Below are 21,200 nucleotides of genomic sequence, written 5' to 3' on the forward strand. Positions count from 1 at the left end.
CTCAGTCGAGGAGCGCGTCGATCGCTGCGACGACGGTCGGGTCCTCGGGCTCGACGCCCGGGCTGAACCGCGCCGCCACGCCGCCCTCGGCGTCGACGAGGAACTTCTCGAAGTTCCAGGTGACGTCACCGGCGTCGCCCTTCTCGTTCGGCGTCCCGACCAGACTGCCGAAGATCTCGTGCCGGTCCTCGCCGTTGACGTCGATCTTCTCGGTCAGCGGGAAGGTCACCCCGTACGTCGCCGAGCAGAACTCCGCGATCTCCTCGCTGGTCCCCGGCTCCTGGCCGAGGAACTGGTTACACGGGAAGCCGATGACGGTGAACCGGTCACCGTAGGTCTCCTGGAGTCGCTCCAGGCCGGCGTACTGGGGCGTGAGGCCGCACCGGCTGGCCACGTTGACCAGGAGGGCGGGGCGGCCGCGGGTGAGGTCGCCGAGCGAGGACGGGGTGCCGTCGAGGCGGGCGATCTTGGCGTCGAGGATGCTCATGCACCGAGTCTAGGAACTGCGTCCCAGTCGGCGTACCCGGTTCGAGATGAGTACCTGCACGGATACCCGCGCCCGGTCCCGGGCCGCAGGCTGGTGCCATGCCCACCACACCAGCCCCGTCCAAGAACACCTCCGCCTTCTTCGCCCAGGCCGGCGTCTCCTTCGCGATCGCGCTCGCGGGCCTGCTCTTCGCGCTCCTCTACCTCCCGGTCGACCCGTGGATCCGTGCCTTCCTGGCGATGACCACGCTCTTCCTGGTCTCCTCCTCGTTCACCCTCGCCAAGGTGATCCGGGACGCCCAGGACGACCGGTACGTCGTCTCCCGGATCGACCAGGCCCGGTTCGACAAGCTGCTCGCCGACCACGACCTCACCAAGCACGTTTCCTGAGCACGTTTCCTGGGCACATCTCCTGGGCACGTCTCCTGACCGCTACACCCGGGGGCCGGGCGTCGCAAGGCTGTTCCGCCCGGCCCTCCCGGTCTACGGTCGCCCCATGACCGCCGTCGCCGAGGCGCCCGCCCCTCCGGACCCCGTCGCGCCGGCCCTGAGCCGGCGGCAGATCAACCTGGTCTTCGCGACGATCATGCTCGGGATGCTGCTGGCCGCGCTCGACCAGACGATCGTCTCGACCGCGCTCCCGACCATCGTGGGCGACCTGGGCGGAGCCCAGCACGTCTCCTGGGTGGTCACCGCCTACCTGCTCACCGACACGATCGCAACCGTGCTGGCCGGCAAGTTCGGCGACCTCTTCGGCCGCAAACTCGTCTTCCAGCTCGGCGCCGCGATCTTCGTCGGGGCGTCGCTGATGTGCGCGCTCGCCGGGTCGATGGGCTGGCTGGTCGCGTGGCGGGCGGTCCAGGGGGTCGGCGCCGGCGCGCTGATGGTGACCTCGACGGCGCTGATCGCCGACGTGATCCCGCTCCGCGAGCGCGGCAAGTACCAGGGCGCGCTCGGCGCGGTCTTCGGCGTCACGACGGTGATCGGGCCGCTGCTCGGCGGCCTGTTCACCGACCACCTGTCCTGGCACTGGTGCTTCCTGGTGAACATCCCGATCGGCATCATCGTGATCGCGGTCGCCGCCAGGACCATGCCCTCGGTCCGGGCGCGGTCGCGCCCGACGATCGACTACGCGGGCATCGCCGCCATCTCGGTGGTCGCGGGCGGACTGGTGCTGGCCACCAGCCTCGGCGGGACCGAGTACGACTGGAGCTCGCCGCTGATCATCGGCCTGTTCGCCGCGGCGATCCTGGCGATCCCGGTCTTCATCTACGCCGAGCAGCGCGCCGTCGAGCCGATGCTGCCGCTGCGGCTGTTCCGCAACCGGGTGTTCTCGATGTCCTCGATCATCTCGCTGGTCGTCGGGTTCGCGATGCTCGGCGCGATGACCTTCCTGCCGACGTACCTGCAGTACGTGCAGGGCGTCTCGGCGACGCAGTCGGGGCTGCGGATGCTGCCGATGGTCTTCGGCCTGCTCGTCGCGTCGATCGGAGCGGGGGTCGCGGTCTCCCGCACCGGGCGCTACAAGGTGTTCCCGATCGCGGGCTCGGCACTGATGACGCTCGGCCTGTGGCTGCTCTCCACGATGGACGCCGGCACCGGCTTCTGGGTGATCTCCGCCTTCATGCTGGTCCTCGGCGTCGGCATCGGGCTGTGCATGCAGGTGCTGACGATCATCGTGCAGAACACCGCCGAGTACCGCGACCTCGGCGTGGCCACCTCCGGCGTCACCTTCTTCCGCGCCCTCGGGTCCTCGTTCGGGGCGGCCGTCTTCGGCGCCGTCTACTCGGCGCGGCTCAGCGACCTGCTCCCCCGCGCGATCGCCTCCGCCCCGGGGATCGACCCGCGGGCGGTCACGACGCCGGCCGCCCTGCACAGCCAGCCCGCGGCCGTGATCGCGCCGGTCGTCGACGCCTACGCCGAGGTGTTGCACGCCGTCTTCCTGTACGCCGCCCCGGTGGGCCTGCTCGCCTTCGTGCTCAGCCTCTTCCTGCCCGAGGTGCCGCTGCGTGACGCCGCCCGGGCCGGGGCCACCGATGTCGGCGAGGGCTTCGGGATGGCCGAGAACTCCGATCCGGAGCGGGCCCTGGAGGTCCAGCTGGCCCGGCTGATGGAGCGGGACGGGCGGCGGATGCTGCCGCAGATCCGGATCGCCTCGGGTACCGCGCTCGGCGGCGCCGAGACCTGGTGCGTCGCCCAGGTGCTGCTCCGCGAGCGGCACGGGGTCCCCGCCGACCTCGAGACGGTGGCACTGCCGACCAACGTGCCCGCCAGCGTGCTGGTGCCGGCGTTCCGCCAGACCGTCGAGGCCGGCTACCTGACCGGCGGTCCGGACGGCTGGCGGACCACGGCGTCGGCGCGCGAGCAGTGGGCCCTGTTCAGCGCCGAGCTGAAGTCCTGGCTGCTGGTCCGGCTGGGGACCAGCGGGCCGGAGACCGAGGAGACCGGACCCGACCTGGCCGCGCTCGAGGAGGCGCTGCACCGGATGGTCGGCCGGCTGCTCGACGAGGAGGCCGGTGCGACCCGCGGCCCGGAGGACCTGGTCCTCACGGCCTGAACGGCCCGGGAGGCGCCGGGAGGTGTCCCTCGGAGGTCGCTCAGGCGTGCAGGTGGTGCATGTGGAGCCACTGGTCGGGGTCGACCGGGTCGTCCTCGTGCGGACGGACCTCGAGATGCAGGTGCGGACCGGTGACGTTCCCGGTCGAGCCGACGGCGCCGATGACCTGGCCGGCCTTGACCCGCTGGCCCGCGCGGACCTCGATCGAGGACTGGTGGCAGTACCAGAGCTCGGTACCGGTCCTCAGCCGCACCACGGTCTTGTTGCCGTAGCTGCCGTCGTAGCCGGCCGAGACGACGACGCCGCCGGCGACCGCGCGGACCGGCGTACCCGAGGCGGCGGCGAAGTCGAGGCCGGTGTGGACGGTGCGCCACAGCGAGCTGGTGTTCCCGAAGCGGCCGGTCAGGTGGTAGCCGCGGACCGGGAGCACGAACCGGGGCTCCGGCCGCGGACGCAGCACCTCGCCCGGCAGGACCTTGCGGGGCAGCACGGACTCTTCCGCGGTGGGCGCGCCGAGCGTCGGCGTCACCAGGACCGAGGAGACTTCAGTCGTCCCGTGCGGGCCGCTGTCGGCCTCGGCGGCCGTGGCGCCGGCGCCGAGCACGACGGTCACGGCGACAGCGAGGCGGACGAAGATCCGCCCGGGCCGGTGGTGACGGTGTCGGGGGTGGCGTGCGTTCATGCTGGTCGGGCTCCTGGATGTGGCAAACGTGCTTGCATTTGCAAGCACGCCCGTCCAGTGAGCATGCGAAAAGATCCGAAATCAAAATTCGCCGTGACCCCGGTCACCGCAGGAATTCCCAGCCCCGCGTGGCCGGAGAGCAGCGTCACACGCCCGGAGCGACCTGGGTCACAGGGTGTTCGCGTCGATCGCGCAGGGCTAGATTGGGCGCTCCCGGTCGATCCGCGAGCCCCTGGAGGCCCCCATGGCCAGCGTCGAGAACAAGGTCGTCCTGATCACCGGAGGCGCCCGCGGGATCGGGGCCGGTACGGCGACCGAGCTGGTCGCCCGCGGCGCGAACGTGGTCCTCGTCGACGTCGACCAGCCGCCCCTGGACGCCCTGGTCGCCTCGCTGCCCGAGGGCCGGGCCGTCGGCGTCCTCGGCGACGTCACCGAGCTCGCCTCGATGGAGAAGGCCGCCGCCGTCGCGATCGAGACCTTCGGCCGGATCGACGTCGTCGTCGCCAACGCCGGCATCGCCAGCTACGGATCGGTCCTCGGCGTCGACCCCGCGACCTTCAAGCGAGTCATCGACATCAACATCACCGGCGTCTTCCACACCGTCCGGGCCACGCTGCCCGCCGTGATCGAGCAGCGCGGCTACGTGCTGGTGGTCTCGTCACTGGCCGCGTTCGCGCCCGCGCCGGGGCTGGCGGCGTACAACGCGAGCAAGGCGGGCGTCGAGCACTTCGCCAACGCGCTGCGCCTGGAGACCGCCCACCTCGGCGTCCAGGTCGGGTGCGCGCACATGTCGTGGATCGACACGCCGCTGGTCCAGGACGCCCGCGAGGACCTGCACGCGTTCGACGAGATGATCGCCTCGATGCCGGGGCCGCTGAGCAGGACCACGTCGGTCGAGGAGTGCGTGCAGGCGTTCGCCGACGGGATCGAGAAGCGTAGGCGGCACATCTACGTGCCCGGCTGGGTCGGCGCGATCGCGAGCGGTCGCGGCCTGGTCACCTCGCCGCTCGGCTCGCGGGCGACCCTCAAGGAGGTCCCGCGGCTGCTGCCGATGCTGGACGCGGAGGTCCGCAAGCTCGGGCGCTCGACCAGCGCCCGGAACCAGTAGGCCTCAGGAGGCCATGAAGAGGATGGCCTCACGGTCGTACTCGCGACCTTCGTGCTCGGCCTTCAGGTGCGCCTGGACGAGCTCGACCAGGGTGTCCTCGTCGGGCGCGGTGATGTACTCGCCGCAGGGGCAGTTGAGTCGGGTCTTCATGGCGTCAGGCTAGCCTTCCGACCCGTTCGCGGACCCAGGAACCCAGCACCCGGGCGCTCGCGTCCACCAGCGCCGGCCAGTCGAGGGCGGACTCGTCGGCGTTGTCGGAGACGTGCTTGACCAGCTCGACCCGGGCGCCGAGCTCGGCGCACGCGTAGGCGACCGCGTAGCCCTCCATGTCGACCAGCTGGGCCCGCTTCGCCAGCTCGGCGCGGACGGCGGGGTCGGAGACGAAGACGTCGCCGGAGGCCAGCACCGTCTCGTCGCCGCCGGGCACGGTCAGCAGCTCGCGGGGGTCGTGGCCGAGCGCCCGGATCGCGGCGGCGCTGATGTCGTGGTTGAGCACCGAGCCGGGGAGGTGCAGTCCCTCCAGGCCGTCGTGCAGCGCGCCCGCGGTCCCCACGTTGAGCACGGTCAGCGAGGACGCGTCGGGATCGGCGGCCAGCGCCCGGACCGTCGCCGTGGCCGCCGCGGTCTTGCCGATGCCGGTGATCACGACCGGTACGCCGTCCGGCAGGTGTGCGGCCTCCGCCCGGGTCGCCGAGACGACCAGGAACCGCTCGCTCACCCGGTCACCAACCCGCCGGCAGCGGGCGGCCCTCGGCGTAGCCGGCCGCCGACTGGACGCCGACGACGGCCCGGTCGGCGAACTCGGCCAGGTCGTGCGCGCCCGCGTAGGTGGCGGCCGAGCGGACGCCGGAGCAGATCTCGTCGAGCAGGTCCTCGACCCCGGGGCGGTCCGGGTCCAGGAACATCCGCGACGAGGAGATCCCCTCCTCGTACAGGCCCTTCCGGGCCCGCTCGAACGCGTCGTCGGCGGCGGTCCGGTTCGCGACCGCGCGCGCCGAGGCCATCCCGAAGCTCTCCTTGTAGGCGCGCCCGTCGGCGCTGCGCTGCAGGTCGCCGGGCGACTCGTAGGTGCCGGCGAACCAGGAGCCGATCATCACCTGGGAGGCACCGGCGGCGAGCGCCAGCGCCACGTCGCGCGGGTGCCGGACGCCCCCGTCGGCCCAGACGTGCTTGCCGTGCTCGCGGGCCGCCGCGGCGCACTCCAGCACGGCGCTGAACTGCGGCCGGCCGACCCCGGTCATCATCCGGGTGGTGCACATCGCGCCCGGGCCGACCCCGACCTTGAGGATGTCCGCACCGGCCTCGACCAGGTCGTGCACGCCCTCGGCGGAGACGACGTTCCCCGCCACCACCGGGACCGTGATCCCGGTGCTGCGCACTGCGCGCAGGGCGTCGATCATCCGTTCCTGGTGGCCGTGGGCGGTGTCCACGACGAGCGTGTCGACCCCCATCGCGGCCAGCCGCTCGGCCTTCGCGCCGACGTCACCGTTCACCCCGAGGGCCGCGGCCACCCGGAGCCGGCCGTCGGCGTCCAGCGCCGGGGCGTAGATCGTGGAGCGCAGCGCGCCGGTCCGGGTGAGCAGCCCGACGAGCTGGCCGCCGGTGCCGACGACCGGGGCGAGCCGGTGCCGGGTGCTGGCGAGCACGTCGAACGCCGCCCGCGGGTCGACGTCGTCGTTGAGCGTCACCATGTCGGTCGTCATCACGTCGCCGACCTGGCTGAACCGGTCCACGCCCAGGCAGTCCGCCTCGGTCACGATCCCGACCGGCTTGCCGTCCTCGACGACGACCGCGGCCAGGTGCGCCCGCTTCGGCAGCAGCGCGATCGCGTCGCTGACCGTCTGGTGCGGCTCCAGGGTGATCGGGGTCTCGAAGACCGGGTGCCGTCCCTTCACCCAGGTCACCACGTCCTCGACGATCTCCAGCGGGATGTCCTGCGGCAGCACCGCCAGGCCGCCGCGGCGGGCCATCGTCTCCGCCATCCGGCGCCCGGCCACGGCGGTCATGTTCGCGACCACCAGCGGGATCGTCGTCCCGGTCCCGTCGGCGGCAGCCAGGTCGACGTCGTACCGGCTGGCGACGCCGGACCGGCGCGGCACCATGAAGACGTCGTCGTAGGTCAGGTCGTGGGACGGGGTGTTGTCGTGGAGGAACTGCACCCGACGAATCTACCCGCGATGATGGGCCGGTGACCTCCCACCCGCTCCCCCTCGTCCGGGCGGCCGCACCCGGCCGCGTCAACCTGATCGGCGAGCACCTCGACTACAACGGCGGCCGCTGCCTGCCGATCGCGCTGGACCGCCGCACGGTCGCGACGGTGGCGGCTTCGCCCGACGGCCGCCACCACCTGCACAGCGGCGAGCTCGCCTGGCACGGCGCGGTCGGCGAGCGCGCAGACGGGTGGGCGTCGTACGTGGTGGGCGTGCTGGAGGCGCTCGGTGTGCGCGACCCGTTGGCAGTCACGATCCGCTCGGACGTGCCTGTCGGTTCCGGGCTGTCGAGCTCCGCGGCGCTGGAGTGCGCGGTCGCGGTCGCCGTGAACGCCTGCCTGGCGCTGGGCCGCAGCGACGAGGAGCTGGTCGCCGCGTGCATCGCGGCCGAGACGTCCTACGTCGGCGCGCCGACCGGCGGGCTCGACCAGACCACGGCCCTCTTCGGCCGCCCCGGGCACGCCCTCCTCCTCGACTTCGCCGACGGCAGCAGGACGCCGGTCCCCTGGCGCCCGGAGCCGGCCGGCCTGCGGCTGCTCGTCATCGACACGAAGGTCGCGCACCGGCTCGCGCTGGGCGCTCTTCGGGGCGCTCCTGCGGGCGCTCTTGCGGGCGCCTCGTCGGGCGACGGCGGGTACGCCGCCCGGCGCGCGGAATGCGAGGCGGCCGCCCGCACCCTCGGGCTCGACCGCCTGGCCGATGCCTCCCCCGACGACCTCGCCCGGCTGACCGGGAACGAGCTCCGCCGGGCCCGGCACGTCGTCACCGAGCAGGCCCGGGTCGCCGAGTTCGTCGACGCGCTGGTCGAGGACGACTGGGCGACCGTCGGCCACCTGATGACCGCTTCGCACGCCTCGCTCCGCGACGACTTCGACGTGTCCTGCGCCGAGCTCGACGCCGCCGTCGAGGCCGCTCGCGACGCCGGGGCAGCCGGTGCCCGGATGACCGGCGGCGGCTTCGGAGGCTCGGCGATCGCACTGGTGCCCGTGGGCCGGGCCGACGCCGTCGAGGCCGCCGTACGGGAACGCTTCGCCGAGGACGGTTACGAGTCCCCGGCGGTGTTCCCGGTCGAGGCCGCGGGGGCGGCCGAGGTCGTCCAGATCAGCTGACGCTGGGACAGGCAAGGTGGCGCTGTCGCGGAACAGCCGCTTCGCCCGGGTCCGCCGTGACTAGTGGTGGACAACAGGGTGATCCGAGGCAGTCTCGCGGGCTCCGAACAGGCGCACCGCGAGGTAGGCCAAGGCGGGCACCACGGCGATCGTGATCATGAAGACGACTGCGAACAACTCCGAGTGCATGGAGCCCATGGGGGCCTCCTCTGAAAGGGGAGCCGTCTGGCTCCACCTGTGATTCGGAGCACATCCCTCGGCCGGATGGCGCAGGTCCAGATCTGCAGAACCGCGAGCCTGCTGGCAAGCATCTCCGAATCGATCGCTGGGGGTAGGGATTGCTCGTAATCAGCGCGCGATCTCTGGCCTCGGCACGGGGCGACGACCTACCTTGATGTTCGAGGTTGCAGGAGGCGCCGTCGCAACAAGACGCCGCCGGTCGTTCTTTTGGGGGGAAGCGCATGTCTGCTCGGGACCTGTCCAAGCAATCCACCTCCACGCGCATTCAGACCGAACATGCGCTCCAGCGCGCGGTCGACGAACAGATGGAGCGGCTCCGCGAGCGTCAGCCCGACGACTCGGTCGACAAGCCCCCGGAGGCTTGATCGCCGGCGCTGGTCCGTCGCCCGCGCCCCCGCCCCGCCGGTGGTTGAGGAAGGCGCGCAGCGCCTGTCTCGAAACCCACCCCCGCCGGTTGAGGAAGGCGCGCAGCGCCTGTCTCGAAACCCACCCCCCGCCGGTTGAGGAAGGCGCGCAGCGCCTGTCTCGAAACCGGCTGTGGACAACGCGAGAACCGGCACGAAACTGTCGGCGCTCGTTCCTAATCTGTATCCATGACCTCGGGCTCTCTGACTACCGCGCCACCGCATCCGGTGGCGCAGCTGGTCTCTGCTCTGGGTGGGTTGATCGACGAACACGGTGCCGCGCCGACCTGGTCCCTGACCCCCGCCGACCTCACCGATCTCCTGCCTGCGCTCGCAGTCGCTAAGCGCCGTCTGGACGCCCTGGAACTGCGGCTGCTGGCCGAGGCGGACCGGCACCAGGTCGGTGACCCGTTGGGTGCGGCGAACACCGCGGGCTGGTGGGCCAACGCGACCCGGACGACGAAGCCCGCCGCGCACCGGGCCGTGAAGCTGGCCGGTCGCCTGGACTCTCACGACACCACCGCCAACGCGATGAGCGCCGGGACGGTCTCGGTCGAGCAGGCAGCCGTGATCCTCGATGCGGTTGACGCGCTCCCGAGCGCGAAGGCCGAGGCCGAGGCACATCTGGTGGCGCTGGCCGAGCACCACGACCCCAAAGAGCTGCGGTTCCTGGGGCGTCGGATCCTGGAGGTCGTGGCCCCCGAGGTCGCCGAAGACCACGAACGCAAGCTCCTGGAGGACGAGGAGCGCCGCGCCCGGGAGACGGCCTCGTTCACGATGAACCCCGACGGGCACGGCTCCATGGTGGGCCGGTTCAAGATCCCGGTCCTGGTCGGGCAGATGCTGGCCCGCCACCTCGAAGCCCTGGCCGCCCCCAAGCACCGGGCCGCGGTGGAAGGCACCGCCGGGGAGAAGGTCGCCCGCCCGATCCGCCTGGGCCAGGCGTTCATCGAGTACGTCGAGACCCGCCGCGACGCCCCGAAAGCAGGCGGCATCGCTGCCACGGTCGTGGTCACGATGACGATGGAAGCCCTCCTGGGCGCCGACACGGCTGGGACGCTCGACACCGGGGACCGGATCACCGCCGGCGAGGCCCGGAGGCTGGCCTGCGAGGCCGGGATCATCCCGGCCGTCCTCGGGTCGAAGTCCCAGGTCCTCGACCTGGGCCGCAAGGCCCGGTTCCACACCGAGGCCCAGCGCATCGTCCTGGGCAGACGCGACGGTGGCTGCACCGCCGAGGGCTGCGACTGGCCGCCAGGGATGTGCCACGCCCACCACGGCATCCCGTGGAGTCGCGGCGGACCCACCGACATCGAGCACGGCAGGCTCCTCTGCCCCCGCCACCACACCCTGGCCCACGACGCCCGCTTCCAGATGAAGAGCGGACCGAGCGGCAAAGTCACCTTCAGCCGACGGACGTGAGACCGGACCCGGATCCCACTCGTGAACGGCCACGAGGCCCCGACCGGGTGGTCGAGGCCTCGCGTGCTCGCAAGGTGCTGGCGCTCTCCCGAGGCCAGCGGGGGCTCACTTGAGCTCGGCGGAGCTCAGGTTGAGCACCCGGCGGGCGACGATCAGCTGCTGGATCTGCTGGGTGCCCTCGAAGATGTCGAGGATCTTGGAGTCCCGGCCCCACTTCTCCAGCAGGTCTGTCTCCGAGTAGCCCAGCGTGCCGGCGAGCTCGATGCAGCGCAGGGTGACGTCGCTGCCCACCCGGCCGGCCTTCGCCTTCGCCATCGAGGCCTCCATCGAGTTCGGCTCGCGGTTGTCCGCCATCCAGGCCGACTGCAGGGTCAGCAGGTACGCCGCCTCCCAGTCCGCCTCGAGCTGGAGGAAGGTGGCCGCCGCCGCGGACTGCGCGTAGGCGGGCTTGTCGTAGTCGATCTCGATGCCGGCCTGGGCGAGCACGTCGCGGGTCAGGTCGAGCGAGGCCCGGGCGCAGCCGACCGCCATCGCGGCGACCAGCGGACGGGTGTTGTCGAACGTCGCCATCGCGCCGGCGAAGCCCTGCTTGGTGTCGATCTCCGGAGAGCCGAGCAGGTTCGCGGCCGGGACGCGGCAGTTGTCGAAGATGATGACCGCGGTGTCGGAGGCACGGATTCCGAGCTTGTGCTCGAGCCGCTCCACCCGCATGCCCGGGGTGCCCTTGGTGACTACGAACGACTTGATCGCCGCGCGGCCCATGCTCTTGTCCAGGGTCGCCCAGACGACGACGCTGTCCGCGCGCTCGCCGGAGGTCACGAAGATCTTCTCGCCGTTGAGGATGTACTCGTCGCCGTCCTTGACCGCGGTGGTCGAGATGGCGGCGGAGTCCGAGCCGAAGGACGGCTCCGTGATCGCCATCGCGGCCCAGGTGCCCTCGAACCGCTTGAGCTGCTCGTCGTTGGCGACCGAGGCGATCGCGGAGTTGCCGAGGCCCTGGCGCGGCATCGTCAGCGTCAGGCCGACGTCACCCCAGCACATCTCCATGATGGAGAGCACCGAGGCCAGGTTGGCGCCGTTCTTGTTGCCCTTCTCGACGGCCTTCTCGTCGCGACGGACGCCGGTGGCACCGGCGCCCTCGGAGGCGCCGGAGTCGGCGAGGCCGTCGATCATCGCGGCGAGCATGTCGAGCTCGACGGGGTAGGCGTGCTCGGCCTGGTCGTACTTGCGCGAGATCGGGCGCAGCATGTTCATCGCGACCTGGTGGGCCTGGTCGATGAGCGGCCGGATCTTCTTGGGAGTTTCGAGGTTGATGCTCATGCGCGTACTCGCTTCGCTCCGTGCGCGCACGGGGCTCCCGGTGCGCGGTGCCGATTGATTCGCTCGCTGCGCTCGCTCATACGAGAACAGCTCCTTCCATCAGGCCGATCGCTCGCAGGTCGCGGTACCACCGCTCCACCGGGTGCTCCTTGACGAAGCCGTGGCCGCCGAGCAGCTGGACGCCGTCGTTGCCGATCCCCATGCCGCGCTCGGCGCAGAGCCGGCGGGCCAGGGCGATCTCGCGGCTGGCGTCCTTGCCCTGGGCGACGCGGGCGGCGGCCTTGTAGGTCACCAGGCGCATGCCCTGGAGCTCGATGGCGATGTTGGCGACCATGAAGGCGACCGACTGGCGGTGCGCGATCGGCTCGCCGAAGGCCTCGCGGGTCTTCACGTACGGCGTGACGTAGTCGAGCACGGCCTGGCTGGTGCCGATCGCGAGCGCGCACCAGGCGAGCCGCGAGTTCTGGACGACCTCGCGGTAGGTGGCCTCGTCACCGACGAGCGCGATCTGCTCGAGCGCGACGTCGCGCAGCACGAGCCGGGTCAGGCCGGCGGCGCGGACGCCCATGGACGGGTCGGACTCGACGGTCACGCCGGCGGTCTTGGACTCGACGAGGAACAGCTGCGGCTTGCCGTCGAGCTCGGCGCCGACGAGGAAGAGCTCGGCGTGGTCTCCACGGACGACGCCGGACTTCACGCCGTTCAGGACGAAACCGTCGCCGGAGCGGGTGGCCTTGGTGGCCGGGGTGAGCGGGTCGAAGAGCGCCGCCGGCTCGGCCAGCACGAGCGCCGCGGCGGGGACGTCGTCGCCGGCGAAGGCCGGGAGGTACGTCGACTGCTGCTCGTCGCTGCCGTAGAGGGACAGCGCGGTCGCGACGGCACCGGAGGCGAGCGAGGCGACGGCGAGTCCCATGTCGCCGCGGGACAGGGCCTCGTGGACGAGGACGCCGGCGACGGCGGAGCGCTCGGTGGCGATGCCGCCCAGCTCCTCGGAGACGCCGAGGATCGGCAGCCCGATCTCCAGCGACGCCTTGAGCAGCGCGTCCGGCGCGGCGCAGGCCTCGTTGGCCTCCGCGGCAGCCGGGCGGACCACCTCGTCGGCGAAGTCGGTGACCACGTCGACGAGCATCTGCTCGTCCTCGGACGGGGTCAGGTCGAACAGTCCCGTCGGCTGCGCGGACGGGACCCGGTTGCCGGAGCCCTTCCCGCCGGCGCGGGCGAAGGTGCGTCCCGCGGCACCGGCGGCCTTGAAGCCGACGCTGGTGACGTGGAAGACCGTCTGCTCGCTGGTCTTGCGGATGCCGAGCCGGTCGATCAGGTCGCTCTGCGCGAACTTGTTCAGCGCAGCGACGGCCAGTCCGATCGGGTCTCGTTTCTCGTTCTCACTGAGCCCGTGCTTTCCGCCGGCGGAGAGCACGCTCTTCACGGGGTCGAATGCCATGCAGTAACTGTAACTTGGAGTTACACATCGCGCTACAGATTCGGAAAGTGGCTCAGGTCACCCCTCCCGGGAGACCCTAGGGTTGTCCCCATGACCGCCGAATCCGACCACGCCTCCTCCGGGGGCACCGTCCTGCCCGCCGGAGGCGCCGTCCGACCGATCACCCGCTGGGGCGAGACCGTCATGCACCGCCCGGCGCGCCCGGTCACGACGTACGACGCCCAGCTGCACGAGCTCGTCGCGGACATGACCGCCACCATGTACGCCGCCGAGGGGGTCGGCCTCGCCGCGTGCCAGATCGGCGTCGACCTCGCGGTCTTCGTGTTCGACTGCCCGGACGAGGCCGGCGTCAACCACCAGGGCATCGTCTGCAACCCCGTCCTCTCCATCCCGGAGGGCCGCGACCGCCGGCTCGACGACGGCGACGAGGGCTGCCTCTCCTACCCGGGCGCGTTCGTGCCGTGCGCCCGGCCGGACTGGGCCCGCGTCACCGGGTCCGACCTGAGCGGTGACCCGGTCTCCTACGAGGGCGACGGCCTGCTGGCCCGCTGCCTCCAGCACGAGACCGACCACACCAACGGCATGGTCTTCGGCGACCGCCTGCCGACCCGCCTGCGCAAGAAGCTCCGCAAGCAGATGGAAGCCGAGGCCGCCGACTACCCGCTTTCCTGGCCGAGCTGACCGGGTTTCGGGACGGTCGCTGCACGACCTCCTCAACCACCGAGGTCTAGCGGCGAGCGGCCACGTAGCAGGCCACGGCAGAGGCGGCGGCCACGTTGAGAGAGTCGATCCCCGCGGACATGGGAATGATCGCGCGGCGGTCGGCGGACTCCTCCCAGCGATCCGACAGGCCGTGCCCCTCGGACCCGAGGACCAGGGCGAGACGCTCGACCCCGGACACCGCCTCCTCGATCGGCACGCTGTCCGCGGCCAGGGTCAGCGCCACCGTGGTGAACCCGCGGGCGGACAGGTCCGGCAGCGCGCCGTGCCAGTCCGGGAGCCGGGTCCACGGCAGCGCGAACACGGCGCCCATGCCGACCTTGATCGAGCGGCGGTAGAGCGGGTCGGCGCACCGCGGCGCCAGCAGCACCGCGTCGAAGCCGAGCGCGGCGCCGGAGCGGAAGACGGCCCCCACGTTGGTGTGGTCGACCAGGTCCTCCAGCACCAGGACCGAGCGGGCCCCGGCGAGCACGTCGTCGACGCTCGGCAGCGGCCGCCGCTGGAGCGAGGCCAGGGCTCCCCGGTGCACGTGGAACCCGGTCACCTCCTCGGCGAGCGCCTCCGAGACGACGTACACGGGGGCGTCGCCGGCACTGAGCACGTCGTCCAACCCGGCCAGCCAGCGCGGCGCCATCAGGAACGAGCGCGGCGTGTAGCCGCCCTCGACCGCGCGCCGGACGACCTTCTCCCCCTCGGCGAGGAAGAGCCCGTGCTCGGCCTCGAGGTGCTGGCGCAGCTGGACGTCGCGCAGGTCGCGGTAGTCCGCGAGCCGCGGGTCGGCCGGGTCGTCGATCTCGATCAGCTGCGGCCCGGGCACGTCAGGCCTCGGGGTGGGCGACCCGGACGACGTCGCCGACGACGATGATCGCCGGCGGCTTGACCTGCTCGCGCTCGAGGTCGGCCGCCAGGGTGCCGAGCGAGGAGAGCACGGTCCGCTCGGTGGGCATGGTGCCGTCGCAGACGACCGCGACCGGGGTGGCCGGGTCCTTCCCGCGCTCGAGCAGGGCGGCGGCGATCGCCGGGGCGTTCTCGACCGCCATCATCAGCACCAGGGTGCCGCGGAGCTTCGCGATCCCGTCCCACTCCACCAGCGACTCCGGGTGCCCCGGCGGCAGGTGCCCGGAGACGACCGTGAACTCGTGCGTCACGCCGCGGTGCGTCACCGGGATGCCGGCGATCCCGGGGACCGCGATCGGGCTGCTGATCCCGGGGATGACCGTGACCGGTACGCCGGCCTCGCGACAGGCGAGGATCTCCTCGTACCCGCGGCCGAAGACGAAGTTGTCGCCGCCCTTGAACCGGGCCACGCGCTTGCCGGCCAGCGCCGCCTCGACGATGACCCGGTTGATCTCCTCCTGCTGCGCGGACCGGCCGCGCGGCAGCTTGGCGACGTCGATCAGCTCGACGTCCGGGCCGAGCTCGCCGAGGAGCTCGCGCGGGGCGAGCCGGTCCGCGACCACGACGTCGGCCTCCATCAGCGCCCTGCGTCCGGCCAGGGTGATCAGGTTCGGGTCGCCGGGACCGCCACCGATCAGCACCACGCCGGGCACGCGCGCGTGCGGGGCGGACTCGAAGGTGCCGTCCTGCAGCCGCTCCACGATCCGGTCGCGGAGGGCCGCCGTCAGCCGCGAGTCCCGGATCTCGCGGCGGTCACCCAGCACGGCGACCGTGACCGCACCGTGCCGCCCGACCGCGGGTGTCCACGCCGTCGCGGCCTCGGCGTCGTCGGAGCGGACGCAGAAGGTGTGCCGCTCCTCGGCGGCCGCGCCGACCGCGGCGTTGACCTCCGGGTCGTCGGTCGCGGCCATCACGTACCAGGCGCCGTCCAGGTCGGCGGGCTCGAACCCGCGCGCGGCCCAGGTGATCTCGCCGGAACCCTCCAGGCCCTCGATCGCCGGGGTCACCTCCAGCGCGACCACGAGCACGTCCGCGCCGGCGCTGATCAGGCCGGGGATCCGCCGCTGGGCGACCTGGCCACCGCCGACGACCACCACCTTCCGACCGGCGAGGCGGAGTCCGGACGGGTACGTGGGGAAGTCGATCACCGGGCCATTCTCCCGAACACCCTCCCCGGGTGCGTGACGCGGGCTCACCCTGCGGACTAACTTGACGGGCATGAGCCTCGATCGCCCGGTCACGCCCGATCCGTACCCGCTCCTCCCGGCCACCGCCTCGTTCACGGTCACCAGTGCCGACGTCGCCGACGGCCAGCCGCTCCAGGACGCCCAGGTCGCCGAGTTCGGGAACACCTCACCGCAGCTCTCCTGGTCCGACGTGCCCGAGGGCACGAAGAGCTTCACGGTCACCTGCTTCGACCCGGACGCCCCGACCCCGTCGGGCTTCTGGCACTGGGTGCTGGTCGACCTGCCCGCCGACGTCACCTCGCTGGACGCCGGCGCCGGCGCCGCGGACGCGGCGCTGCCGGGCAACGCCTTCATGTGCCGCAACGACGCCGGGCAGAAGGCGTTCATGGGGGCCGCTCCCCCGGCCGGCGACCAGGTGCACCGGTACTTCTTCGTCGTGCACGCGGTGAAGGAGGAGTCGCTCGGCGTCGACTCCGACGCCACCCCGGCCGTCGTCAGCTTCAACCTGGCGTTCAAGACCCTCGGGCGCGCCGTCCTCCATGGCACCTACCAGCACTGAACCCCCGTCCGGGACCCCGTCCGGCGAGGCGTCCGGCGGGTTCGAGCCGGACCTCCTCGGAGCGCCGTACACGGCCCGGACGCTGCACCTGCGCCCGGACGCCGAGGGCGCCGTCGTCGCCACCCTGGTACGCCGCCCCGCGGAGGCACCGACCGGCAAGGCCGTCCTGCACGTCCACGGGTTCTGCGACTACTTCTTCCAGCGCCCGCTCGCCGACTACTGGTGCGCGCGCGGCTACGACTTCTACGCGCTGGACCTGCGCAAGTACGGCCGGTCGCTGCTGCCGCACCAGACCCCGAACTACGTCGACGACCTGGCGGCGTACCACGAGGAGCTCGACCAGGCCTACGACGCGGTCGCCGCCAACTACGACCACGTGGTGCTCTCGGGCCACTCCACCGGCGGCCTGATCGTGCCGTTGTGGGCCACGGAGCGGCGGATCGAGCACGCCGGGATGGTGCTCAACGCCCCGTGGCTCGACTTCCAGGGCGACCTCCTCACCCGCAGGGTGGCGGTGCCCGTGGTCCGCCGGATCGGCCCGCGGCGCCCGATGCTGGAGATCCCCCGGACGGTCGACGGCATCTACGGCCGCAGCCTCCACCGCGACCACCACGGCGAGTGGGACTTCGAGCTCGCCTGGAAGCCGCTCGACTCCTGGCCGATCTACGCCGGGTGGATCGCCGCCGTGCGCTCCGGACAGCTCCGGGTCGCGCGCGGCCTCGACGTGCGGGCGCCCGTCCTGGTGCTCTCCTCGGCCCGCTCCACCAAGCCGAAGGTGCAGTCCGACCCGGCGGTGACGACCACCGACATCGTGCTCGACGTGGAGCAGATCCGCCGTCGGGCACCGCTGCTCGGACGGCACGTCACGGTGGCCCAGGTCGAGGGCGCGATGCACGACGTCTTCCTCTCCGCGAAGCCGGTCCGGGACACCGTCCTCGGCGAGATCGACCGGTTCCTCGCGGCGTACGTCGACCGCTGAACCGGTGCACTAACGTCTCGCCCATGAACCCTGTCACCGGTCTCGCCCTGGGGCGCATCGCCATCGGCACCGTCGCCCTCGCCTCGCCGGAGCTCGCCGGCAAGCTGTTCCGCCTCGACTCCGCCGCGAACCCGCAGCTCGGCTACATGTCCCGGATGTTCGGCAGCCGCGAGGTCGCCCTCGGCGCGATCACGCTGGTCGCCAAGGGCTCGGCCCGGCGCAAGCTGATCGGCCTGGGCATCGCGGTCGACGCAGCCGACGCGTTCGCCGGCGTCGACGCCCTGCGCAACGGCTCGGTCAGCCGGTCGACCGCCGTCGGACTCACCGTCCCGGCCCTCGGCGCCGTGGTCGCCGGTGCGATCGGGCTCATCCGCGCCTGAGCGTCCCCGGGAGTGACCCCGGGAGTGACGCAAGGCCCGGCGGCAGAATCCACCGGGCCTTGCGCCTCTGGGAGGCGGGCGACTCGTCCCCCGACCTGTCGCCCACTGTCCGTGTCCCGCAGCACCGCGATCTCCGGACACGGTGTCTAACGATCTGTCAGGGCAGCGGGTGATGGCCCGATCGGATCATCTGTGGTGTGCCTGTGCGCTATCCCAGAACGGCAGCAACCGGGGCCAAACCGGGCGAACCCGCGCCCCGTCAGCCCCAGAGGAACGAGACGAAGGCGGCGAGCCCGACGACGACGATGAAGGCGCGCAGCACGTTCGGCGGCAGCCGCCGTCCCACCCCGGCGCCGATCTGCCCGCCGAGGACGGACCCGACCGCCAGCAGGCCGGCGATCGCCCAGTCGACGTCGGCGCGGAAGACGAAGACGACCGCGGCCACGCCGTTGACCAGGGCGGCCAGCACGTTCTTGGTGGCGTTGATCCGCTGCAGGTCGTCGTCGATGCCGATCCCCATGACGGCGAGCAGCAGCACCCCCTGCGCGGCGCCGAAGTAGCCGCCGTACACGCCGGTCCCGAGCACCGCCGGCCACACCCAGCGGGCCCCGTGCTCCGGGAGGCCGCCCAGGTGCTCGTGCCGCTTCGCGACCCAGGCGGAGATGCGAGGGCCGAGGATCACCAGCGTGACGCCGAGCAGGATCAGCGCCGGCACGATCGCGTCGAAGGCCTCCGAGGGCAGCACCAGCAGCAGCACCGCGCCGGTGATCCCGCCGAGCACCGAGGCCGAACCGAGCCGGAGCAGCCGGCCGCGCTGGCCGCGCAGCTCGGCCCGGTAGCCGATCGCCCCGGAGACCGAGCCCGGGACCAGGCCGATGGTGTTCGACACGTTGGCGGTCACCGGCGGGACGCCGAACGCCAGCAGGGTCGGGAACGTGATCAGCGTTCCCGACCCCACCACGGTGTTGATGGTGCCGGCGGCGACCCCGGCGAGCAGGATCACCACGGCCTCGAACAGGCTCACTGCGCGGGAGGCTCCTCACCGCCGGCGGGCGGCTGGGCAGGCGGCTGGGCAGCCGGAGGCATCGGAGGCGTCGCCGCCGTGGTCGACTCCTGCGCGGCCTGGATCGCCCGCTGCACGTCCTCGTGCACCTGCGAGAGCGACGGGTCGCCGGTCGGCTCCTGCGGCTCCGACGGACCCAGGTCGACGCGGACCTTCGGCCCGTCGGTGTGCTGCGGAACCCCTGCCGCCTGGCCGAACGCCGTTCCCAGCCCCTGCAGCGCCTGGCTGAACTCCGAAGGCAGGATCCAGACCTTGTTCGCCGTCCCCTCGGCCAGCTTCGGCATCGCCTGCAGGTACTGGTAGGCCAGCAGCGACTGGTCGGGCTGGCCGTCGTGGATCGCCTGGAAGACGGTCAGGATCGCCTGTCCCTCACCCTGCGCCTTGAGGATCGCGGCCTCGCGCTCACCCTGCGCGTTGAGGATCAGCGCCTCCCGGAAGCCCTCCGCGTTCAGGATCGCGGCCTGCTTGTTGCCCTCGGCGGTGAGGATCGCGGACTGCCGCTCGCCCTCCGCGGTCAGGATGATCGCGCGCTTGTCACGGTCCGCACGCATCTGCTTCTCCATCGCGTCCTTGATCGACGGCGGCGGGTCGATGCCCTTGATCTCCACGCGACCGACGCGGACGCCCCAGCGCCCGGTCGCCTCGTCGAGGACGGCGGAGAGGCCGCGGTTGATCTCCTCGCGCGACGTCAGCGTCTGCTCCAGGTCCATGCCGCCGACGATGTTGCGCAACGACGTCATGGTCAGCTGCTCGATCGCGGAGATGTAGTTCGCGATCTCGTACGTCGCCGCCACCGGGTCGGTCACCTGGAAGTAGATGACGGTGTCGATCGAGACGACGAGGTTGTCCTCGGTGATCACCGGCTGCGGCGGGAAGCTCACCACCTGCTCGCGCATGTCGATCACGTAGCGCACGGTGTCGACGAACGGCACCACCACGTTGAGCCCGGGCGCCAGCGTCGCGCGGTACTTCCCGAACCGCTCGACGATGCCGGCACGCGCCTGCGGGATGATCCGGATCGTCTTCGCGAGCACGAGGATCGCGAACAGGATCAGGATCACCACGAACGCGAACACGAACGCTGTCATCTGTTCCCCTCTTGTCGGGGAGTCCGCCGAGAACGGTTCCCGGTCACGACTCCGGCTGCTGCGGTGCCTTGCTGCGGAGCACGTACGCCGTGGCGCCCTTGATCGTGACGACCTCGACGTGCGTCCCTACCTCGATCTGGTCGTCCTCGTCGAAGGGCTTGGCCGTCCAGATGTCGCCGCCGATCTTCACCCGGCCGGGCGTGAAGTTCGCCACCGGCTCCAGGACCAGGCCGCTCTTGCCGATCAGCGCCTCCGGTCCGACCTTCAGGTCCGGGCCGGCGTGCAGCCGGTGCACCAGCGCCGGGCGGATCAGGGCGAGCAGCCCGACCGAGGCGGCGACGGCGCAGACCAGGCAGAGCAGGAACGGGCCGCCGAGCAGGGCGACGACCATGCCGACCAGGGCGCCCGCGGCCAGCATGATCAGGATCAGGTCCATGCTGAGCAGCTCCAGCGCCGCCAGCGCGATCGCGACCATCAGCCAGGAGGCCGCGGCGTGGTCGTTGATCCAGTCCATGGCGAGACCCTAGCCGTTCCGGTGCCGGCGGGTGCGCCGGCGAGCGGCGTACCGGCCGTCCTCGATGCTGAGCTGCAGGGACATGCCGAAGGTCGCGGACAGGTTCTCCGCGGTCATCACCTCGTCGATCGGTCCGGCGACCACCACCCGGCCCTCGCGCAGCATCAGCGCGTGGGTGAACCCGGGCGGCACCTCCTCGACGTGGTGGGAGACCAGCACGATCGCCGGGGAGAGCAGGTCGTTGGCCAGCACGCTCATCGTCGAGACCAGGTCCTCGCGGCCGCCCAGGTCGAGCCCGGCGGCCGGCTCGTCGAGGACGAGCAGCTCGGGATCGGTCATCAGCGCGCGGGCGATCTGGACCCGCTTGCGCTCCCCCTCGCTCAGGGTGCCGAAGGTGCGGTCGGCCAGCTTGGCGGCGCCCACCTCGATCAGCAGGTCGCGGGCCCGCTCGTGGTCGAGGTCGTCGTACTCCTCGTTCCACCGGCCCACCACCGCGTACGACGCCGTCACCACGACGTCGCGGACCCGCTCGTCGCGCGGGATCCGGTCGGCGATCGCCGCACTGGTGAAGCCGATCCGGGGGCGGAGGTCGAAGACGTCGACGGCACCGAGCGTCTCGCCGAGGATGCTCGCCGTGCCGCTGGTCGGGTAGAGCTGCGCCGAGCAGAGCTGCACGAGCGTCGTCTTCCCGGCTCCGTTGGCGCCGAGCACCACCCACCGGTCTCCCTCGACCACGGTCCAGCTGACCCGGTCGAGCAGTGTCGCCTCTCCTCGTCGGACGCTCACGTCGACGAGCTCGAGCACGGTGTTCATGAATCCCTCAGCGGCTGGTCG

24 protein-coding genes are annotated in these 21,200 nt (G+C 72.0%); 10 read left to right on the forward strand and 14 right to left on the reverse strand.

All coding sequences use genetic code 11. The features are described from left to right. Position 1 precedes the first annotated feature (1 nt). Entirely contained in the window at positions 2-487 is a 486-nt protein-coding gene (locus AB4Y76_RS11315) for a glutathione peroxidase (protein ID WP_441925226.1), read from the reverse strand. Positions 488-585: 98 nt separating this feature from the next. Between AB4Y76_RS11315 and AB4Y76_RS11320 the strand changes: the two genes are divergently transcribed. Both AB4Y76_RS11320 and AB4Y76_RS11325 read left to right on the forward strand, forming a co-directional pair. Continuing rightward, positions 586-876: a YiaA/YiaB family inner membrane protein gene (locus AB4Y76_RS11320; protein WP_441925228.1), complete on the forward strand. Its 291-nt coding sequence runs from the start codon at positions 586-588 to the stop codon at positions 874-876. Between the two features lie 106 nt (positions 877-982). Continuing rightward, the gene (locus tag AB4Y76_RS11325; RefSeq protein WP_441925230.1) at positions 983-3,043 is read left to right on the forward strand and encodes an MDR family MFS transporter; all 2,061 of its coding nucleotides are present in this window, start codon (positions 983-985) and stop codon (positions 3,041-3,043) included. A gap of 40 nt (positions 3,044-3,083) precedes the next feature. Here the strand turns inward: AB4Y76_RS11325 and AB4Y76_RS11330 are convergent, their stop codons facing one another. After that, positions 3,084-3,725 carry a M23 family metallopeptidase gene (locus tag AB4Y76_RS11330; protein ID WP_441925232.1) on the reverse strand — a complete coding sequence of 214 codons (642 nt, stop codon included), beginning with the start codon at positions 3,723-3,725 and terminating at the stop codon, positions 3,084-3,086. A gap of 244 nt (positions 3,726-3,969) precedes the next feature. Between AB4Y76_RS11330 and AB4Y76_RS11335 the strand changes: the two genes are divergently transcribed. Then, positions 3,970-4,833, forward strand: coding sequence for an SDR family oxidoreductase (locus AB4Y76_RS11335; RefSeq protein ID WP_441925234.1), 864 nt, complete (start codon positions 3,970-3,972; stop codon positions 4,831-4,833). A 3-nt stretch (positions 4,834-4,836) separates the two neighbouring features. Here the strand turns inward: AB4Y76_RS11335 and AB4Y76_RS11340 are convergent, their stop codons facing one another. From AB4Y76_RS11340 to AB4Y76_RS11350, 3 genes are read right to left on the reverse strand one after another with little or no spacing between them, the layout of a single operon-like run. Next, positions 4,837-4,983 (reverse strand): hypothetical protein, encoded by a 147-nt coding sequence (locus AB4Y76_RS11340; protein ID WP_441925236.1) that lies wholly within the window; start codon positions 4,981-4,983, stop codon positions 4,837-4,839. A gap of 4 nt (positions 4,984-4,987) precedes the next feature. After that, positions 4,988-5,551 (reverse strand): nucleosidase, encoded by a 564-nt coding sequence (locus AB4Y76_RS11345; RefSeq protein WP_441925238.1) that lies wholly within the window; start codon positions 5,549-5,551, stop codon positions 4,988-4,990. A 4-nt stretch (positions 5,552-5,555) separates the two neighbouring features. Then, positions 5,556-6,992 carry a GuaB1 family IMP dehydrogenase-related protein gene (locus tag AB4Y76_RS11350; protein ID WP_441925240.1) on the reverse strand — a complete coding sequence of 479 codons (1,437 nt, stop codon included), beginning with the start codon at positions 6,990-6,992 and terminating at the stop codon, positions 5,556-5,558. A gap of 29 nt (positions 6,993-7,021) precedes the next feature. Here AB4Y76_RS11350 and galK point away from each other — a divergent pair, with 29 nt between their 5' ends. Next, on the forward strand, positions 7,022-8,152 hold the full coding sequence (gene galK / locus AB4Y76_RS11355; protein ID WP_441925242.1) for a galactokinase: 1,131 nt from the start codon (positions 7,022-7,024) through the stop codon (positions 8,150-8,152). A 60-nt stretch (positions 8,153-8,212) separates the two neighbouring features. Here the strand turns inward: galK and AB4Y76_RS11360 are convergent, their stop codons facing one another. Then, positions 8,213-8,350 (reverse strand): hypothetical protein, encoded by a 138-nt coding sequence (locus AB4Y76_RS11360; protein WP_441925244.1) that lies wholly within the window; start codon positions 8,348-8,350, stop codon positions 8,213-8,215. Between the two features lie 263 nt (positions 8,351-8,613). Here AB4Y76_RS11360 and AB4Y76_RS11365 point away from each other — a divergent pair, with 263 nt between their 5' ends. Together AB4Y76_RS11365 and AB4Y76_RS11370 are read left to right on the forward strand one after the other, a co-directional pair. Further along, positions 8,614-8,757 (forward strand): hypothetical protein, encoded by a 144-nt coding sequence (locus tag AB4Y76_RS11365; RefSeq protein WP_441925246.1) that lies wholly within the window; start codon positions 8,614-8,616, stop codon positions 8,755-8,757. 297 nt (positions 8,758-9,054) lie between these two features. After that, positions 9,055-10,218: a DUF222 domain-containing protein gene (locus tag AB4Y76_RS11370; RefSeq protein ID WP_441925248.1), complete on the forward strand. Its 1,164-nt coding sequence runs from the start codon at positions 9,055-9,057 to the stop codon at positions 10,216-10,218. A gap of 105 nt (positions 10,219-10,323) precedes the next feature. On the opposite strand, the gene AB4Y76_RS11375 is transcribed toward AB4Y76_RS11370, so the two are convergent. Then, positions 10,324-11,538: an acyl-CoA dehydrogenase family protein gene (locus AB4Y76_RS11375; protein WP_441925250.1), complete on the reverse strand. Its 1,215-nt coding sequence runs from the start codon at positions 11,536-11,538 to the stop codon at positions 10,324-10,326. A gap of 76 nt (positions 11,539-11,614) precedes the next feature. Continuing rightward, on the reverse strand, positions 11,615-12,979 hold the full coding sequence (locus AB4Y76_RS11380) for an acyl-CoA dehydrogenase family protein (RefSeq protein WP_441925252.1): 1,365 nt from the start codon (positions 12,977-12,979) through the stop codon (positions 11,615-11,617). Positions 12,980-13,069: 90 nt separating this feature from the next. Here AB4Y76_RS11380 and def point away from each other — a divergent pair, with 90 nt between their 5' ends. Then, positions 13,070-13,660: a peptide deformylase gene (gene def / locus AB4Y76_RS11385; RefSeq protein ID WP_441925254.1), complete on the forward strand. Its 591-nt coding sequence runs from the start codon at positions 13,070-13,072 to the stop codon at positions 13,658-13,660. 46 nt (positions 13,661-13,706) lie between these two features. On the opposite strand, the gene AB4Y76_RS11390 is transcribed toward def, so the two are convergent. Together AB4Y76_RS11390 and cobA are read right to left on the reverse strand one after the other, a co-directional pair. Continuing rightward, positions 13,707-14,516 carry a TrmH family RNA methyltransferase gene (locus tag AB4Y76_RS11390; protein ID WP_441925256.1) on the reverse strand — a complete coding sequence of 270 codons (810 nt, stop codon included), beginning with the start codon at positions 14,514-14,516 and terminating at the stop codon, positions 13,707-13,709. A gap of 1 nt (position 14,517) precedes the next feature. After that, a complete protein-coding gene (gene cobA, locus AB4Y76_RS11395; RefSeq protein WP_441925258.1) occupies positions 14,518-15,744 on the reverse strand; it encodes a uroporphyrinogen-III C-methyltransferase in 1,227 nt (408 codons plus the stop codon). Positions 15,745-15,814: 70 nt separating this feature from the next. Between cobA and AB4Y76_RS11400 the strand changes: the two genes are divergently transcribed. The 3 genes from AB4Y76_RS11400 to AB4Y76_RS11410 are packed head-to-tail and all read left to right on the forward strand — an operon-like array spanning position 15,815 to position 17,701. Continuing rightward, a complete protein-coding gene (locus tag AB4Y76_RS11400) occupies positions 15,815-16,342 on the forward strand; it encodes a YbhB/YbcL family Raf kinase inhibitor-like protein (protein WP_441925260.1) in 528 nt (175 codons plus the stop codon). Beyond that, complete coding sequence (locus AB4Y76_RS11405; RefSeq protein WP_441925262.1) at positions 16,323-17,321, forward strand: alpha/beta hydrolase; 999 nt, start codon at positions 16,323-16,325, stop codon at positions 17,319-17,321. Before AB4Y76_RS11400 ends, AB4Y76_RS11405 begins: the two co-directional genes overlap by 20 nt. A gap of 23 nt (positions 17,322-17,344) precedes the next feature. After that, positions 17,345-17,701: a hypothetical protein gene (locus AB4Y76_RS11410; RefSeq protein WP_441925264.1), complete on the forward strand. Its 357-nt coding sequence runs from the start codon at positions 17,345-17,347 to the stop codon at positions 17,699-17,701. Between the two features lie 259 nt (positions 17,702-17,960). Here the strand turns inward: AB4Y76_RS11410 and AB4Y76_RS11415 are convergent, their stop codons facing one another. From AB4Y76_RS11415 to AB4Y76_RS11430, 4 genes are read right to left on the reverse strand one after another with little or no spacing between them, the layout of a single operon-like run. Beyond that, positions 17,961-18,725, reverse strand: coding sequence for a sulfite exporter TauE/SafE family protein (locus tag AB4Y76_RS11415; protein WP_441925266.1), 765 nt, complete (start codon positions 18,723-18,725; stop codon positions 17,961-17,963). Further along, positions 18,722-19,852 carry an SPFH domain-containing protein gene (locus AB4Y76_RS11420; protein WP_441925268.1) on the reverse strand — a complete coding sequence of 377 codons (1,131 nt, stop codon included), beginning with the start codon at positions 19,850-19,852 and terminating at the stop codon, positions 18,722-18,724. The genes AB4Y76_RS11415 and AB4Y76_RS11420 overlap by 4 nt, the downstream gene beginning before the upstream one ends. Before the next feature lie 43 nt (positions 19,853-19,895). Next, positions 19,896-20,366, reverse strand: coding sequence for an NfeD family protein (locus tag AB4Y76_RS11425; protein ID WP_441925270.1), 471 nt, complete (start codon positions 20,364-20,366; stop codon positions 19,896-19,898). A 9-nt stretch (positions 20,367-20,375) separates the two neighbouring features. Continuing rightward, positions 20,376-21,179, reverse strand: a complete 804-nt coding sequence (locus tag AB4Y76_RS11430) for an ABC transporter ATP-binding protein (protein ID WP_441925272.1) — start codon at positions 21,177-21,179, stop codon at positions 20,376-20,378. Positions 21,180-21,200: the final 21 nt, after the last annotated feature.

This window comes from Marmoricola sp. RAF53, assembly GCF_052114005.1.
Lineage (GTDB): Bacteria > Actinomycetota > Actinomycetes > Propionibacteriales > Nocardioidaceae > Marmoricola.

Excerpts from the sequence above, each read along its gene's own strand:
- def (WP_441925254.1), top strand. The coding sequence starts at position 13,070 with ATGACCGCCGAATCCGACCACGCCTCCTCCGGGGGCACCGTCCTGCCC.
- AB4Y76_RS11340 (WP_441925236.1), bottom strand. The coding sequence starts at position 4,983 with ATGAAGACCCGACTCAACTGCCCCTGCGGCGAGTACATCACCGCGCCC.
- AB4Y76_RS11320 (WP_441925228.1), top strand. The coding sequence starts at position 586 with ATGCCCACCACACCAGCCCCGTCCAAGAACACCTCCGCCTTCTTCGCC.
- AB4Y76_RS11410 (WP_441925264.1), top strand. The coding sequence starts at position 17,345 with ATGAACCCTGTCACCGGTCTCGCCCTGGGGCGCATCGCCATCGGCACC.
- AB4Y76_RS11425 (WP_441925270.1), bottom strand. The coding sequence starts at position 20,366 with ATGGACTGGATCAACGACCACGCCGCGGCCTCCTGGCTGATGGTCGCG.
- AB4Y76_RS11400 (WP_441925260.1), top strand. The coding sequence starts at position 15,815 with ATGAGCCTCGATCGCCCGGTCACGCCCGATCCGTACCCGCTCCTCCCG.
- AB4Y76_RS11380 (WP_441925252.1), bottom strand. The coding sequence starts at position 12,979 with ATGGCATTCGACCCCGTGAAGAGCGTGCTCTCCGCCGGCGGAAAGCAC.
- AB4Y76_RS11375 (WP_441925250.1), bottom strand. The coding sequence starts at position 11,538 with ATGAGCATCAACCTCGAAACTCCCAAGAAGATCCGGCCGCTCATCGAC.
- AB4Y76_RS11325 (WP_441925230.1), top strand. The coding sequence starts at position 983 with ATGACCGCCGTCGCCGAGGCGCCCGCCCCTCCGGACCCCGTCGCGCCG.
- AB4Y76_RS11360 (WP_441925244.1), bottom strand. The coding sequence starts at position 8,350 with ATGGGCTCCATGCACTCGGAGTTGTTCGCAGTCGTCTTCATGATCACG.
- AB4Y76_RS11430 (WP_441925272.1), bottom strand. The coding sequence starts at position 21,179 with ATGAACACCGTGCTCGAGCTCGTCGACGTGAGCGTCCGACGAGGAGAG.
- AB4Y76_RS11330 (WP_441925232.1), bottom strand. The coding sequence starts at position 3,725 with ATGAACGCACGCCACCCCCGACACCGTCACCACCGGCCCGGGCGGATC.
- AB4Y76_RS11315 (WP_441925226.1), bottom strand. The coding sequence starts at position 487 with ATGAGCATCCTCGACGCCAAGATCGCCCGCCTCGACGGCACCCCGTCC.
- AB4Y76_RS11335 (WP_441925234.1), top strand. The coding sequence starts at position 3,970 with ATGGCCAGCGTCGAGAACAAGGTCGTCCTGATCACCGGAGGCGCCCGC.
- AB4Y76_RS11420 (WP_441925268.1), bottom strand. The coding sequence starts at position 19,852 with ATGACAGCGTTCGTGTTCGCGTTCGTGGTGATCCTGATCCTGTTCGCG.
- AB4Y76_RS11405 (WP_441925262.1), top strand. The coding sequence starts at position 16,323 with ATGGCACCTACCAGCACTGAACCCCCGTCCGGGACCCCGTCCGGCGAG.
- AB4Y76_RS11365 (WP_441925246.1), top strand. The coding sequence starts at position 8,614 with ATGTCTGCTCGGGACCTGTCCAAGCAATCCACCTCCACGCGCATTCAG.